The following is a 14338-nucleotide window of genomic DNA, read 5'->3' as shown; positions in this document are numbered from 1 at the left end:
GCGGGAAGCGAGTCCTTGATCACGTCACTCCGGATGCCGACCGGGCCCGGCGGTGTCCTTTACAGCGGTGTCCTTTACAGCGGGGCGAAGCGACCGGCCCGGATCTCGTCATCCTTGCCATCCTGGCCGTCTTCGCAAGTCATCGAATTCCGGTATTCGCGAGGCGTGATGCCGTAGGCGGAGCGGAAAGCGCGGGTGAAGGCGGCGTGGTGAGCGAAGCCCCAGTGTGCGGCAATGCGGTGGATGGGCCAGGCCCGGCGAGCCGGGTCGCTGAGCTCCTGACGGATGCGTTCCAGACGCTGGTGGCGGATGTACGCCGCGACCGTGGGCGGGGCGGGCTTGAACAGCCGGTGCAGGTGGCTGAGCGAGATGTGGTGGGCGGCTGCGATCGTGGCCGGGGTGAGGTCGGGGTCCTGCAGGTGCTGCCGGATGAAGGCGCGGACGCGCAGAAGGAGCGTGCGGTGGTGGGTCTCCGGCGGCAGGGACTGGGCGGTGTCCAGTTCGTGGGCGAACAGGAGAGCAAGGAGGTCCACAAGGACGGGTTCGAGGCGTGCGGCGTCAGCCGCGGTGCAGGAGCCCGGTTGCGCCGTGAGGGTGTTGAGGAAGGCGGCCAGGAGCGCGCCGGTTCCTTCCGCGGCGGTCATCGGGCGTCCGATCACACGCTCCACCTGAGCCGGAGAGAGAGGGAGTGCCGTGCGGGGGATCTCCACACTGACGCCTTCCACCCCGGTTCCGTCCGCGCCCAGGTTCATTTCGAGGGGGCGGTAGGTGAGATGCGTGCGCAGCCCATGCGGGCCGTAGACGGCTTCCCGGCCGTCGATCGTCGCGACCACCGTGCCCCGCTTGATCAGGGAAAGGTGGTAACGCTCGGGGTCCGAGCGATGGATCAGGGTCCGGGTCCTGCTGAGGGCGGCAGGCTGCCATTGCGTCGTGTAGACCGTCAGCTCACTGAACTGCAGCACGTGTTGCATGCCGCGGTAGTTCGCCCGATAGGCGCTGGTCATCTCCACCGGCGCGTGAGTCAGGGCGGCCTGCGCGCACCAGGCATCGAAGCGGTCGGCCTGCGGTAAGTCCCAGGTGCGGAACATGGTCTCGATCACGGTGCCCCCCGTTCACGGACTGGCGAGGAATCCAGTCTGCGAGGAAGACCAAGAGACAGTAAAGGGCGGGGTCCTTGAGGGACGCTGGTTCCCGGGCGGCCCGGGAACCAGCAGACTCATGGCAGTACTGCCGGGCAGGATTCAGGCGGCATCCCAGACGCTGGTCAGGGGGCTGACCGTGCCGTAGTTGTCGAGTGGTTGGACGGTGACGTGGCCGTCGAGCGGCTGCACGGTGCCGTAGTTGTCGAGCGGCTGCACAGTGACGTGGCCGTCGAGCGGCTGCACGGCACCCCAGTTGTGGGTGGGCTGGGCCGTGCTCCAGTCGTCCGCCGATGCCGGTGCTGCGGCTGCCAGGGCCAGCGCCGTGGCCGTGCCGAAGGCGGCCAGCAGGATCCGCGGGCTCAAAGTTCTCATAATGACCTTCCTGTGATGGATCGTCGTGGTGAGGTTCCCGGGTTGTCGGGGCCGGCCGAGTCGGATGCGGCGACCGTTCGGAAGGCTTATCCCTTGATCGCTCTCATACAGGTGGCGGCGACGTAGCGGGCGGCCTTTCCGAACGTGACCCAGGTGGAGGAGGTCTTCCCGCACGCCGTGTAGGTCCCGCCCTTGAGCGTGCTGACGACTTGGCTGCCGCATACCGAGTCGCCTTGGGAGAGGCTGCCGGTGATGTCGCCGAACGTCGACGGCTGGCTGCGGACGTTCACTGCCTGAGCCGCCACATATGTGGTGCACGAAGCGGCTTTGACAGGCGCTGCCGCTGCTGGACCTGCCCCTGCGATGCCGCTCGCGCCGATCACGACTGTCGCGAGGGTGGCCACGGCCACCGAAGAGCCATGCTTGCCGAGCAGACCCGCCCTTCGGTACCCGCTGCTGTGGGCGCGCAAGGGGGTACGTACTGCCTCCCCGCTCCTGCCGTGGGCGGCGAGATCGAGACCGCGGTCTCTTGCACGTGCACTGCTGTCGGGGTTCGCATGCTCAGGATGTGACATTCAACCTCCCGGATTGCTGTACTTCGAGGCTGTCAGGACCGGGAGAGCCGTGTCGTTGACCTTCCGTGGACACTTCTTTGATGTTCCGTCCACGGCCGGGCAGCCCTCCAGCGCGTACGCCGACCGCTGGTCTTGCCGCTACCTCTGTCACTTTCCGTAGCCGAATCCGCACCGGATGCGTACGAGGGACGTTGGAGGGATATTCGACGGAAGCAGGGGGGGAACGACTCCGAGGAGCAGTTCCATGGCACACGAGACCGGCAGCCCCCGCACCCGCGACCGCGCCGCGCACCATGACGGCAGGCAGGACCGCGGCACGAGCGGGCACGCCCCGTACGAGGATCACGAGCGCGAGCCGATGGACATGCCCGAGCTGCACGGCACCCAGGAGGAACCGCGCCGCTCCTACGACGACGAATGGGACGCGGACATACGGGAGGGCTACCGGTAGCCGGCGAACCGGACCGGCGCGGACTGCGGCCGACCGGCGCGGGGGTGCCCGGAGCACTTCGGGCGCCCCCGCCCATGCCGAGGCGACCGCTCAGCCCAGTGCGTGTCCCGTCGTCGCGTCCACATGGTCCGGGACCTCGTCGTGGCGGTCGCCCACGCTGAGTGTCCCCGACGGCTCGAACACCAGGATCGAGGCGCCCTCCGGCGCGATCGGCTTGTGCTCGGTCCCGCGCGGGACGGTGAAGACCGACCCCTTGGGCAGCACGACGGTCCGTTCACCGGCCGGTTCGCGCAGCGCGATGTGCAGTTCGCCGTCCAGCACGAGGAAGAACTCGTCGGTGTGGTCGTGCGCGTGCCACACGTGCTCGCCGGCCACCTTGGCGACGCGTACGTCGTAGTCGTTGACGGTCGTGACGACCCGGGGGCTCCACAGGGCGTCGAAGGACGCGAGGGCCTTGGCGAGAGAGAGCGGTTCCGTGGGTTCCATGCGGTCATCGTCGGGGCTGCCGTCCGCCCGCACGAGTGCTAGAAATCGCATATGGCGCAAGAATCCTCGCACGCATCGGGCCCGCACCGTGTCGTGGTGATCGTCGACGAGGGCACGAACCCGTTCGAGGTGGGCGTCGCCACCGAGCTGTTCGGCCTGCCACGGCCCGAACTCGGGCTCGCGCGGCCGCTGTACGAGCTCACGCTGTGCGCACCGGCGCCGGACATCCGGATGAACCACGGGTTCTTCAGGCTCTCCGGTGTGGCGGGGCTGGACGCCGTCGACTCCGCGGACACCCTCCTCGTACCGGGCCGCCCGGACAACGTCGTACCGCGCGCCGCCTCCGTACGGGACGCCATCCGCCGCACCCACGCGCGCGGGGCTCGCATCGTGAGCTTCTGCACGGGTTCCTTCGCGCTCGCCGAGGCCGGGCTGCTCGACAACCGCCGCGCCACGACCCACTGGCGCTGGGCCGACTCCTTCCGCAAGCTCCACCCGAAGGTCCTGCTGGAGCCGGACGTGCTCTTCGTGGACGAGGGCGACGTGCTGAGCTCAGCCGGCAGCGCGGCGGCGCTCGACCTGGGGCTGCACCTGGTCCGCCGCGACCACGGCGCCGAGATCGCGAACGCGGTGTCCCGGAGACTGGTGTTCGCCGCCCACCGCGACGGCGGCCAGCGGCAGTTCGTGGAGCGCCCCCTGCCCGAGGTGCCCGACGAGTCCCTGGCACCGCTGCTGGCGTGGGCACAGGAACGGCTCGGCGACCCGCTGACGGTGGCCGACCTCGCCGCACACGCGGCGGTCAGCGCGGCCACACTCCACCGCCGCTTCCGCGCCCAGCTCGGGACCACCCCGCTGGCGTGGCTCACCGGCGAGCGTGTGGCGCTGGCCTGCCGCCTGATCGAGCGGGGCGAGGAGCGCCTCGACGTCGTGGCGGCGCGCAGCGGCCTCGGCACGGCGGCGAACCTGCGGGCGCGGCTGCGGCGGGAGACAGGACTCAGCCCGTCGGCCTACCGGCGGCGTTTCGGACCCGCCCCCGGGGAACCGGTGGGTACATGAGATTCCTGGTACGCGACCGGCTCCTCGGCATCGGCGAGGACTACTGGATCGAGGACGACCACGGCCGCAGGGCGTTCCTCGTCGACGGCAAGGCGCTGCGGCTGCGGGACACCTTCGAGTTGAAGGACACCCAGGGGCGCGTCCTGATCGACATCCGCCAGAAGATGTTCGCGCTGCGGGACACGATGGTGATCGAGCGGGACGGGCAGCCCCTGGCGACCGTCCGCCGCAAACGCCTCTCCCTGCTGCGCAACCACTACCGGGTGTCCCTCGTGGACGGCACGGAACTCGACGTCAGCGGCAAGATCCTCGACCGCGAGTTCGCCGTCGAGTACGACGGCGAACTCCTCGCCGTCATCTCCCGCAGGTGGCTGCACATTCGGGAGACCTACGGCGTGGACGTCGTCCGGGATGACGCGGACCCGGCCCTGCTGATCGCCGTGACGGTGTGCGTGATCCACCTGGCGGAGCGGGAGCGGGAGGGCGACTGAGGGCACTCGTCGGTCACGGTGCCGCCGGGTGCCGCACGGGCAGGTCGAACCACACCGCCTTGCCCTCCGGGTGCGCGAGCCCTGCGTACGGGATGTCTGGAGCATGCCCCCAGCGGCCCTCGGTGAGGGTGTCCACCATGTACAGGCCCCGGCCGCCGCCGTGCTCCCACGTCTCCGAGGTGAGTTCCCTTATCACCGGCGGGTTCTCGTCCCCGTCGTACACCACCACCCGCAGCCGTCCCTCCTCCACCGCCAGCCACAGCACGGTGCCGTCACCACCCTTCGCGTGCACGCAGGCGTTGGTGACGAGTTCGGAGGTGCAGAGGATCGCGTCCTCGACGAGGGTGCGGTCCAGTTTGAGTGCGTGCAGGACGGTGGCGACGAAGTCGCGGGCGATGTGGGGGGAGGTGTCGAGGGGAGGACAGATGAGGGTGTACGAGGGCATGGTGCATCAACTCCGGGGGGTGAGGGGGGTTGTGCGGCCCGACCGCGTTGCTGCAACGGGCTTCGGGCGTACGGGAGTTGCGGGTGAGTGACCGGATGGACACCCTCCGTGAGTACGACACGAAGGTACTCGGTATATTTGCAACGCCGCAAGCGAGTCCGTGGAACTGAGGAGACGTCATGCCGCCGAGGGTCATTCCCACTGCACGTCAGGTGCGCCTCGGCGCGGAGTTGCGCAGGCTGCGCGAGGCTGCGGGCCTGGTGTCCCGAGACGTCGCCGCCTGGCTGGGCACGAGCCAGGCCCAGATCAGCAACATCGAGTCAGGCAAGCACGGCATCAGCGAGGAGCGGTTGCGCAGGCTTGCCGCGCATTACTCCTGCGCTGACGCCCAACTCATCGAGGCGCTCGTCGACATGGCCAACGAACGGGGTAGGAGCTGGTGGGAGGAGTACCGCGACGTGCTGCCACCTACGGCGCTCGACCTCGCCGAGTTGGAGCACCACGCCTCATACGTCCGCGCATTCGAAGTAGTACACATCCCTGGAGTTCTCCAGATCGAGGACCACATGCGCGCGGCCTCGCTGTTCGTCGAACCGAACCTCCCCGAGCAGGACCGTGAGGTTCGCGTCTCGTTCCGAATGCGCCGCCAGCAGGTACTTGAGTCAGGCACCCCTTACGACGTCGTTATCCACGAAGCCGCGCTGCGGATGCGTGTCGGCGGCTCCAAGGTTGCCCGCGCTCAGCTCGAACACCTCCTCCGGGCAGCCAGCAGGGAAACGGTCACTATTCGAGCCGTCCCCTTCGCGGCCGAAGGATTCGCCGGGGCGGGATTTGCCATGCAGTACGTGTACGGGGTCGTCCCTCAACTCGATACCGTACAGATCGACACGACGCATGGCACCGAGTTCGTCGACGCATCAGCACGACTGAATCGCTACCGGGCCCTCTTCAAAAGCATCGACACCGCAGCGCTCCCGCAGCATGCTTCCCTTGACCTCGTCCGCCGTATCGCCCAAGAACTGTGAAGGAATCCCATGCCTGAAACCCTCCATTGGCAGAAGTCATCGTTCTCCGGAGGAGCCGCCGACACCAACTGTCTCGAAATAGCCGCCACCCCCACCACCCTCCACCTCCGAGAAAGCGACACCCCTGCCACGATCCTCGCGCCCACCCCGGCCGCCCTGACCGCCCTGCTCGCAGCAGTACGTTACCCTCAAAGGATCAGCAACAGCGTGGCCACCGTCGTGAAGCAGGCACAGGCGCAGGCGGCCAGCGTCCAGCCCACACAGCGCCGCCGCAGCTTTCGATAGCGGCTTTCGTATTCGGCACGCAGCGACAGGCACCGGGCGGCGATGCGTTCAAGGTCCTTTCGAGCCTGCACGAGGCTGTCGGCGATGTAGTGCTGCTCGATTTCCGTGCGCTGCGCCGTGGTCAGCCATTCCATGGGCCGGACGAACGCCTGCGCGCGCCGCGTCGCCTCCGCGATTCTGGCCTGCCACAGCAGGTATCCCTCCACCTCGTTGCTGAGCCCGCTGTCAGCCTCGTGTCCCGGCAGATCACTCACCCGTGTCCTCTGTCGGTCGTCGCCGACACTCCGTAGGCCTCGGCCTCGGCCCTTCCGATCTCGGGATGGTGCAGGTCGAACGCCGGGGACTCGCTGCGGACCCGCGGCATGGTGAGAAAGTTGTGCCGTGGCGGCGGGCAGGAGGTCGCCCACTCCAGTGAGCGGCCGTAACCCCAGGGGTCGTCGACCTCGACCTTCTTGCCGTACTTGGCGGTCTTCCAGACGTTGTAGAGGAACGGCAGCAGCGACGCGCCGAGAACGAACGAGCTGATCGACGAGACCAGGTTCAGGGTGGTGAAGCCGTCGGCCGCCAGGTAGTCGGCGTAACGGCGCGGCATGCCCTCGGCGCCCAGCCAGTGCTGGACCAGGAAGGTGCCGTGGAATCCCACGAACAGCGTCCAGAACGTGACCTTGCCGAGGCGCTCGTCCAGCATCTTGCCGGTGAACTTCGGCCACCAGAAGTGGAAGCCGGAGAACATCGCGAAGACGACGGTGCCGAAGACGACGTAGTGGAAGTGGGCCACCACGAAGTACGAGTCGGACACGTGGAAGTCCATCGGGGGCGAGGCCAGGATGACACCGGTCAGACCACCGAAGAGAAACGTGACGAGAAAGCCCGTCGCCCAGAGCATCGGGGTCTCGAAGGACACGCTGCCCTTCCACATGGTTCCGATCCAGTTGAAGAACTTCACCCCGGTCGGGACGGCGATGAGGAACGTCATGAAGGCGAAGAACGGCAGCAGCACACCGCCGGTGACGAACATGTGATGCGCCCACACGGTGATCGAAAGCCCCGCGATGGAGATCGTCGCGCCGATCAGGCCCAGATAGCCGAACATCGGCTTGCGGGAGAAGACCGGGATCACCTCGGAGACGATGCCGAAGAACGGCAGCGCGATGATGTACACCTCCGGATGGCCGAAGAACCAGAACAGGTGCTGCCACAGCAGGGCTCCGCCGTTGGACGCGTCGAAGACGTGGGCGCCGAACTTGCGGTCCGCCTCCAGCGCGAACAGTGCCGCCGCCAGGATCGGGAAGGCGAAGAGGACCAGGACCGCGGTCAGCAGCACGTTCCAGGTGAAGATCGGCATGCGGAACATCGTCATGCCGGGTGCGCGCATGCAGATGATGGTGGTGATGAAGTTGACCGCGCCGAGGATGGTGCCGAAGCCGGAGAAGGCCAGACCCATGATCCACATGTCGCCGCCGATGTTCGGGGAGTGGACGATGTCCGTCAACGGCGAGTAGGCGAACCAGCCGAAGTCGGCGGCGCCCTGCGGGGTGAGGAAGCCGCCGACGGCGATCAGCGAGCCGAACAGGTAGAACCAGTAGGCGATCATGTTCAGTCGCGGGAAGGCCACGTCCGGTGCGCCGATCTGCAGCGGCATGATCCAGTTCGTGAAGCCGGCGAACAGCGGTGTCGCGAACATCAGCAGCATGATCGTGCCGTGCATCGTGAACGCCTGGTTGAACTGCTCGTTCGACATGATCTGGGTACCGGGCTGGGCCAGCTCGGCACGCATGAGCAGCGCCATGGCGCCACCGAAGCAGAAGAAGGCGAAGGACGTCGCCAGATACAGCGTTCCGATCGTCTTGTGATCGGTGGTCGTCAGCCACTTCACCACGACGTTGCCGGGCTGCCTGCGCCTGACGGGCAACTCGCTCTCGTAGGTGGCGATCGGCCCCTCGGGTTCGTTGAGAATGCTCACAAGCCGTGCGTCTCCCCATGCTCGCGGTTTCCCCGCGTCAGTCGCCCGTTCGCCCGTCATCCTCGCGGTCTACGTGGGCGGGGCCGACGCCCCGAGCGGTCGACACTCGGCCGATCGCGTGGCGGTCACACCCTCATGGAGTAATCAGAGCGTTGAGCCCTGCCGCTCGACGGCACAGGGCTGGTGGTGAGCAGGGGCTGCTCAGCGCCCGGGAGGCCGAAGTCCCAGCATCCGGTCCTTCAGGGCCGGGAACTGCTCGCGGGTGGCCGCCACTTTCGCCGGGTCGAACTCCACCGTGAGGACCTCCTCACCGGAGCCCGCCTCCCCCAGCACCTCGCCCCATGGATCCACCACGATCGAGTGACCTGCCTGGGGAACCCCCGCATGTGTGCCGGCCGTTCCACACGCGAGGACGTACGCCTGGTTCTCCACCGCCCGCGCCTGAGCCAGCAGCGTCCAGTGGGAGCGGCGGCGCTCCGGCCAGCCCGCCGGGATGACGAGGATCTCGGCGCCTGCGTCGACGAGACCGCGGAAGAGTTCGGGGAAGCGGAGGTCGTAGCAGGTCGCGAGGCCGAGGGTGGTGGCGGGACCGTGGGTAGTGGCAAGGCCGTGGGTGGTGGCGGGGCCGGGCAGTCGGACGGTGACCAGCTCACTGCCCGCGCCCATCAGCACGGCCTCACCCTTGTCGAAGCCGAAGCGGTGGATTTTCCGGTAGGTGGCGGCGAGTTCACCGGAGGGGGAGAAGATGAGAGACGTGTTGTAGAGGGGACCGTCACCCGCGGCGGAGCCGCTGTCGGATGCCGCCCGTTCGGGAATCGAGCCCGCGTGCAGCCATACGCCCGCGTCACGGGCGGCCTTGGCCATCACCTCGTACGTGGGCCCTTCCAGCGGTTCGGCCTCGGCCGCGAACTCCTGGTACGCGAAGGCGCCGGTCGTCCACAGCTCGGGAAGGACGACGAGATCGGCACCGGACTGTTCGCGGATCAGGGAGGCGACCCGCCGTCTACGCGAACCGACCGATTCGCCCTCGTCTACACCGATCTGGATGAGCGAGGCGCGCACACTACCACCGTCCTGGCATGGGAGCCGTCCACACGGGCCTACGATCGTCACACGAAAGCACTGCCGGGCTGCCTCGTAGCAGCGTAACTTAACGTTCCACGACGCCCACCGACAGCCGCCGACGCCCGCCCGTACTCGTCAACGCCGACGCCCGCAACCCACCCCCACCCACACCACCGCCCACACATTTCCCGTACCGACCGCCCGAGGGGTCCCGTTCCGTGAGTCTGCATCCCACTCTTCAGCCCTACGCCGACGCCTGGACCCACTCCGTGGACGCGATATCCGAGCTGGTGCAGCCGCTCGTGGAGGGCGAGTGGAACCGGAGGACCCCGTGCCCTGCCTGGTCCGTCCGTGACATCGTCTCCCACGTCATCGGCCTGGACTGCGAGATGCTCGGCGATCCGCGCCCGATCCACACGCTGCCGCGTGACCTGTACCACGTGACGAACGAGCACCAGCGGTACATGGAGATGCAGGTCGACGTCCGCCGCCACCACACCGCGCCGGAGATGACCTCCGAGCTGGAGTACACGATCATCCGCCGCAACCGCCAGCTGCGGAACGAGTCGCGGCAGCCGGACGCCAAGGTGCGCGGCCCCCTCGGCGTCGAGCTCACCCTTGAGCAGGCCATGCGGAACCGGGCGTTCGACGTCTGGGTGCACGAGCAGGACCTGCGCGCGGCCCTCGGTGAGCCAGGGAACCTCGACTCTCCGGGCGCCTTCGTGGCCCGCGACGAACTGCTCTCCGTCCTGCCCAAGGTCGTCGCCGAGGACGCCCAGGCGCCCCGCAGTTCGGCGATCGTCTTCGACGTGCACGGCCCGGTGGAGTTCATCCGTACCGTCCGTGTGGACATCCAGGGCCGCGGCACCCTGGAGACCGCCCCCTCCCTCGGCCCCGCCGCCACCCTCACCCTCGACTGGGAGACCTACGTCCGCCTGGCCTGCGGCCGGGTCACCGCCGAAGGCGTCGCCGACCGCGTCAAGGGCGAGGGCGATCCCGAGCTGGTCAAGGCGATCCTGCGGTCGTTCGCGGTGACAATGTAGCGCGTGCTGATGTAGCGCGGTGACGGTGTAGCCGCGGTGCCGGTGTAGCGCGGTGCCGGTGTGGCAGGCCGCGGCGGAGGTCCGGTCGGAAGGGGATACGACGGGCGCCGTCACCTCGCGGGCCCGTCACCTCGCGGGCCCGCTCAGTGGTCCTCGGTGATCGTGGTGGCGATGCCGTCGGTGAGCTCGACCTTGGCGGACACGCCCTTCTTTCGCTTCACCTTGTGTTCCTGTGAGGATGCCCTGTCGTTCACGCCAGGGAGGAACCGCATCCCGTGACGGCGACGCGGAGCGGCGCCGCATCCGGCTTCCCGGTTGCGGAGCCAGGTGAAGGTGTACGCGTGTTCCTGTGTTCGCCGGTTGGGGTGATCGCGGCGGGACGGGGGTGCGGGTGTGCGGAGCTCGTACGTACGGTCGTCCGGCAGGGGTCGGGTGACCGGAACGTGGGCGGGGGTGGTGGTGTGGCGGTAGTGTCGGGGGCCGACGGAGTGGGGCACGCCCGGTGGACGTTCCGGCTTCGCCTGTCGTCCACCGCTCGCAGAGCCCTGGTGGCGGAGTGGGACCGCTGCCGGTGGGTGTGGAACGAGTGCGTGGCCAAGTCCAGGGCCGTGCATCTGCATAACAAGGCCACTGGGGGCAAACAGACGTGCGGCCCGGCAGAGCTGGACAGGATGCTGACCGAGGCGCGTAAGGCGACCCCATGGCTGCGAGAGGGCAGCTCGGTCCCGCAGCAGCAGATCATCAGGGACTTCGGCAAGTCCAAGGCCAAGGCGCACAAGGACATCAAAGACCGGCTGCCCATGGCACGCCGGGCCGGGATGCCCAAGTGGAAGAAGAAGCGCGAGGCGCTGCCCACCCTCAACTACACCCGGCGCGGCTTCCGCTTGAAGGACGGACAGCTGCACCTGGCGGGCGGGATCGCCCTGACCGTGGTGTGGTCGCGGGACCTGCCCGCCGACCCTTCCAGCGTCCGCATCTACCAGGACAGCGTCGGCCACTGGTACGCCAGCTTCGTCGTCCCCGCCGCCGTCGAGCCGCTGGCGCAAACCGGTGCGGTGATCGGCATCGACTGGGGCGTGAAGGAGACCGCCACAACCACATCCGACACCCATGATCTCCCACACGTCGAGCACGGCAAGAAGGCCAAGGAGAAGCTGACCCGGTACGACCGGATGATGGCCCGCCGCAAGCCGAAAAGGGGGGCAGGCCGGATCGAAGGGCTACCGCGAGGCGAAGCGACTGCGCGCCAAGCTGCACAAGAAGGTCGCACGCCAGCGCCAGGACACCGGCCGCAAATGGGCCAAAGCCATCGTGACCGACCATGACGCCCTGGCCGTCGAGGACTTCAAGCCGAAGTTCCTCGCCAGGACTTCGATGGCCCGCAAGGCCGCCGACGCCGCCATCGGCGCCACGAAACAGTCCCTGATCGAGATGGGCCGCAAGCACGGACGCACCGTGCACCTGGTACACCCCGCGCACACCACGATGGACTGCGCGCACTGCGGAGCGAGAGCCAAGCACGCACTGCCGCTGGGTGAGCGTACCTACACCTGCACCGCATGCGGGACCGTGTCCCCCCGGGACAAGAACTCCGCACGCGTGATGCTCGTCCGGGCTGGTCTCAACCCGGCTGGTGCCGAGGGCGTAAGACCACCTGGGGCGCTGCCCCAGGTGGCCGCCTGAGCCAGAAATCCCCTCCCCTTCAGGGAGGGGCGGATTCAATACGCCTCGGTCGCACGGCGGTCGGTCGGTCGTGACAGAGCAACACCTCGATTGCGACCGGCCCTTGCGGCCAACCGGCCGAGATCAAGCAGTCGAACAGTCCTCGCGACCGACCCGCGCCGCGTCACGCGGGCACATGCACCGTCTCCACCCGGCTCGCCACCAGGCGCTCGCGCTCCCGGCGGACCGCGCGGCGGCTCAGGCGCAGGATCTGGGTGAGGCCCAGGGCCTGGAGGACGAAGACGAACGAGAAGGCGATGCGGTACTCGCCGCCGGTCGCGTCCAGGAGGACACCGACCGCGAACAGCGTCGTCATCGAGGCGACGAAACCACCCATGTTCGTGATGCCGGAGGCCGTTCCCTGACGCTCGGGCGGGTTCGCCGGCCGGGCGAAGTCGAAGCCGAGCATCGAGGCGGGGCCGCACGCACCGAGGACCACACACAGGACGACCAGCAGCCACATCGGCGCCCGGTCGTACGCGAGTGTGGTCGCCCACACCACCGCGGTCGTCCCCACCGTGCCCAGCGCCAGCGGCAGCCGGGCCGCGTGGTGCCGGGCGACGACCTGCCCGTACACCAGACCGACGAACATGTTGGACAGTACGACCAGGGTGAGCAGGTCACCGGCCGTCGCCCGGCTGAGCCCCTGCGCCTCGACCAGGAACGGCAGGCCCCACAGCAGCAGGAACACCATCGCCGGGAACTGCGTCGTGAAGTGCACCCACAGTCCGAGCCGCGTTCCGGGCTCCCGCCAGGACGCCGCGATCTGCCTCCGCACATACGCCGACCCGTGGTGCGGGAACGGCTCCGGCTCGTACCCCTCCGGGTGGTCCTTCAGGAACAGGAGCATCAGGACGAGGACCAGGACGCCCGCCGCGGAGCTGCCCGCGAACGCAGCCGTCCAGCCCACGCCGTGCAGCAGCCGCGCGATCACCAGCGTCGAGACCAGGTTGCCCGCCATGCCCGCGAGCCCCGCGAGCTGCGCGACCAGCGGCCCGCGCCGGGCCGGGAACCAGCGTGAGCCGAGCCGCAGCACGCTGATGAACGTCATCGCGTCACCACAGCCCAGCAGCGCGCGCGAGGCCAGCGCCATGCCGTAGGAGGGGGAGAAGGCGAACCCCAACTGGCCCGCGGTGAACAGCAGCACACCGATCGTCAGCACCTTCTTGGTGCCGAGCCGGTCGACCAGCAGGCCGACGGGTATCTGCATGCCCGCGTACACGAGCAGCTGGAGTATCGAGAAGGTGGACAGGGCGGAGGCGCCCACCTGGAAGCGGTCGGCGGCGTCGAGGCCGGCGACCCCCAGCGACGTACGGAAGATGACCGCGACGAAGTAGACGGAGACACCTATGCCCCAGACGGCGACCGCGCGGCGGCCACCGGGCGGATCTCCGGGCAGCGAGGCGGAACCGGCGCTCGACCGCGTACTCATCGCACCTCGCCCCGCGCCAGGTTGGAGAACCAGCTGACGTGCCGGTGGACGATGTCCACGGCGGCCTGCGCGTCGCCCGAGCGCAGCGCCTCCAGGATCTCCTGGTGCTCGGCCAGCGTCTTGGTGATGCGGTCCGGGTGGGCGTGCATCACGGCCACACCCATGCGCAACTGCCGGTCGCGGAGCTGGTCGTAGAGCCGGGAGAGGATCTCGTTGCCGCCGCTGCGGACGATCTCGGCGTGGAAGCAGCGGTCCGTCATGGCCGCTCCGGCCAGGTCCCCCGCGGCCGCCTGCGTCCTCTGCTGCTCCAGGAGTTCCTCCAGGCGGGCGATGAGCTGCGGTGAGGCAGGCACCGACTTGCGGACCGAGTGCTCCTCCACGAGTTGGCGGGTCTCGACCACGTCCGCGATCTCCTGTGCCGAGACGGGCAGCACGAGGGCGCCCTTCTTCGGGTAGAGCCTGATCAGCCCCTCGACCTCCAGCCGCAGCAGCGCCTCCCGCACGGGGGTGCGGGACACCCCGACCGCCTCGCCCAGCTCGCCCTCGGTGAGCAGCGTCCCGCCCTCGTAACGGCGCTCCAGGACGCCCCGCTTGACGTGTGCGTAGACGCGGTCGGCGGCGGGGGGCTGCTTCGCCGCGTGCTTCTCGGTGGCCGCGGTGGTCGCGGTCTGCTTCTCGCTGGTCTGGTTCTCGGTCACGGGCGGGGCTGAAGGCATGCCCACAGCATAGATACAACACGTACGCATGACTGCCCCCGTCCACGATCCGGGACAAGGGGCGGGGCA

The 14338-nt window shown here is 68.6% G+C and carries 16 protein-coding genes and 1 pseudogene; 7 read left to right on the top strand and 10 right to left on the bottom strand.

Annotation, left to right across the window (positions count from 1 at the left end; translation table 11 throughout):
• Positions 1–74: 74 nt before the first annotated feature.
• From E0500_RS09295 to E0500_RS09285, 3 genes are all read right to left on the bottom strand, one after another.
• Positions 75–1100: a helix-turn-helix domain-containing protein gene (locus E0500_RS09295; RefSeq protein WP_131566185.1), complete on the bottom strand. Its 1026-nt coding sequence runs from the start codon at positions 1098–1100 to the stop codon at positions 75–77.
• Between the two features lie 141 nt (positions 1101–1241).
• Positions 1242–1514: a hypothetical protein gene (locus E0500_RS09290; RefSeq protein WP_131566182.1), complete on the bottom strand. Its 273-nt coding sequence runs from the start codon at positions 1512–1514 to the stop codon at positions 1242–1244.
• Positions 1515–1600: 86 nt separating this feature from the next.
• Positions 1601–1804 (bottom strand): hypothetical protein, encoded by a 204-nt coding sequence (locus tag E0500_RS09285; RefSeq protein WP_131566179.1) that lies wholly within the window; start codon positions 1802–1804, stop codon positions 1601–1603.
• A gap of 529 nt (positions 1805–2333) precedes the next feature.
• Here E0500_RS09285 and E0500_RS09280 point away from each other — a divergent pair.
• Positions 2334–2540, top strand: coding sequence for a hypothetical protein (locus tag E0500_RS09280; protein ID WP_131566176.1), 207 nt, complete (start codon positions 2334–2336; stop codon positions 2538–2540).
• Between the two features lie 90 nt (positions 2541–2630).
• On the opposite strand, the gene E0500_RS09275 is transcribed toward E0500_RS09280, so the two are convergent.
• Positions 2631–3026 (bottom strand): cupin domain-containing protein, encoded by a 396-nt coding sequence (locus E0500_RS09275; RefSeq protein WP_131566173.1) that lies wholly within the window; start codon positions 3024–3026, stop codon positions 2631–2633.
• Between the two features lie 51 nt (positions 3027–3077).
• Here E0500_RS09275 and E0500_RS09270 point away from each other — a divergent pair, with 51 nt between their 5' ends.
• Complete coding sequence (locus E0500_RS09270) at positions 3078–4082, top strand: helix-turn-helix domain-containing protein (RefSeq protein ID WP_131566170.1); 1005 nt, start codon at positions 3078–3080, stop codon at positions 4080–4082.
• The gene (locus E0500_RS09265) at positions 4079–4573 is read left to right on the top strand and encodes an LURP-one-related/scramblase family protein (protein ID WP_131566167.1); all 495 of its coding nucleotides are present in this window, start codon (positions 4079–4081) and stop codon (positions 4571–4573) included. Before E0500_RS09270 ends, E0500_RS09265 begins: the two co-directional genes overlap by 4 nt.
• A 13-nt stretch (positions 4574–4586) precedes the next feature.
• Here the strand turns inward: E0500_RS09265 and E0500_RS09260 are convergent, their stop codons facing one another.
• On the bottom strand, positions 4587–5018 hold the full coding sequence (locus E0500_RS09260; protein ID WP_131566165.1) for an ATP-binding protein: 432 nt from the start codon (positions 5016–5018) through the stop codon (positions 4587–4589).
• A gap of 179 nt (positions 5019–5197) precedes the next feature.
• Here E0500_RS09260 and E0500_RS09255 point away from each other — a divergent pair, with 179 nt between their 5' ends.
• The gene (locus tag E0500_RS09255) at positions 5198–6043 is read left to right on the top strand and encodes a helix-turn-helix transcriptional regulator (protein WP_131566162.1); all 846 of its coding nucleotides are present in this window, start codon (positions 5198–5200) and stop codon (positions 6041–6043) included.
• Between the two features lie 9 nt (positions 6044–6052).
• On the top strand, positions 6053–6328 hold the full coding sequence (locus E0500_RS09250; protein WP_181586921.1) for a DUF397 domain-containing protein: 276 nt from the start codon (positions 6053–6055) through the stop codon (positions 6326–6328).
• Here E0500_RS09250 and E0500_RS09245 read toward each other — a convergent pair.
• The 3 genes from E0500_RS09245 to E0500_RS09235 all read right to left on the bottom strand — a co-directional run bounded on the left by E0500_RS09245 (position 6232) and on the right by E0500_RS09235 (position 9353).
• Complete coding sequence (locus tag E0500_RS09245; RefSeq protein ID WP_131572349.1) at positions 6232–6582, bottom strand: cytochrome C oxidase subunit I; 351 nt, start codon at positions 6580–6582, stop codon at positions 6232–6234. The two genes, E0500_RS09250 and E0500_RS09245, sit on opposite strands and share 97 nt — an antisense overlap.
• Entirely contained in the window at positions 6579–8291 is a 1713-nt protein-coding gene (gene ctaD / locus E0500_RS09240) for a cytochrome c oxidase subunit I (protein WP_181586920.1), read from the bottom strand. Before ctaD ends, E0500_RS09245 begins: the two co-directional genes overlap by 4 nt.
• Positions 8292–8492: 201 nt before the next feature.
• On the bottom strand, positions 8493–9353 hold the full coding sequence (locus E0500_RS09235) for a carbon-nitrogen family hydrolase (RefSeq protein WP_131572290.1): 861 nt from the start codon (positions 9351–9353) through the stop codon (positions 8493–8495).
• Positions 9354–9574: 221 nt separating this feature from the next.
• Here E0500_RS09235 and E0500_RS09230 point away from each other — a divergent pair, with 221 nt between their 5' ends.
• Positions 9575–10399, top strand: a complete 825-nt coding sequence (locus tag E0500_RS09230; protein WP_131572339.1) for a maleylpyruvate isomerase family mycothiol-dependent enzyme — start codon at positions 9575–9577, stop codon at positions 10397–10399.
• A 461-nt stretch (positions 10400–10860) separates the two neighbouring features.
• Positions 10861–12082: pseudogene (locus E0500_RS09225) on the top strand (RNA-guided endonuclease InsQ/TnpB family protein).
• Positions 12083–12245: 163 nt separating this feature from the next.
• On the opposite strand, the gene E0500_RS09220 reads toward E0500_RS09225, so the two are convergent.
• The gene (locus E0500_RS09220) at positions 12246–13553 is read right to left on the bottom strand and encodes a nitrate/nitrite transporter (protein WP_131562822.1); all 1308 of its coding nucleotides are present in this window, start codon (positions 13551–13553) and stop codon (positions 12246–12248) included.
• A complete protein-coding gene (locus E0500_RS09215) occupies positions 13550–14269 on the bottom strand; it encodes a GntR family transcriptional regulator (RefSeq protein ID WP_165934968.1) in 720 nt (239 codons plus the stop codon). Before E0500_RS09215 ends, E0500_RS09220 begins: the two co-directional genes overlap by 4 nt.
• Between the last annotated feature and the right edge of the window lie 69 nt (positions 14270–14338).

This window comes from Streptomyces sp. KM273126 (genome assembly GCF_004337435.2).
Taxonomy (GTDB): Bacteria; Actinomycetota; Actinomycetes; order Streptomycetales; family Streptomycetaceae; genus Streptomyces; species Streptomyces acidicola.
The sequence above is the reverse complement of the archived record's forward strand: the minus strand, read 5'-3'. Positions and strand labels throughout refer to the sequence as shown.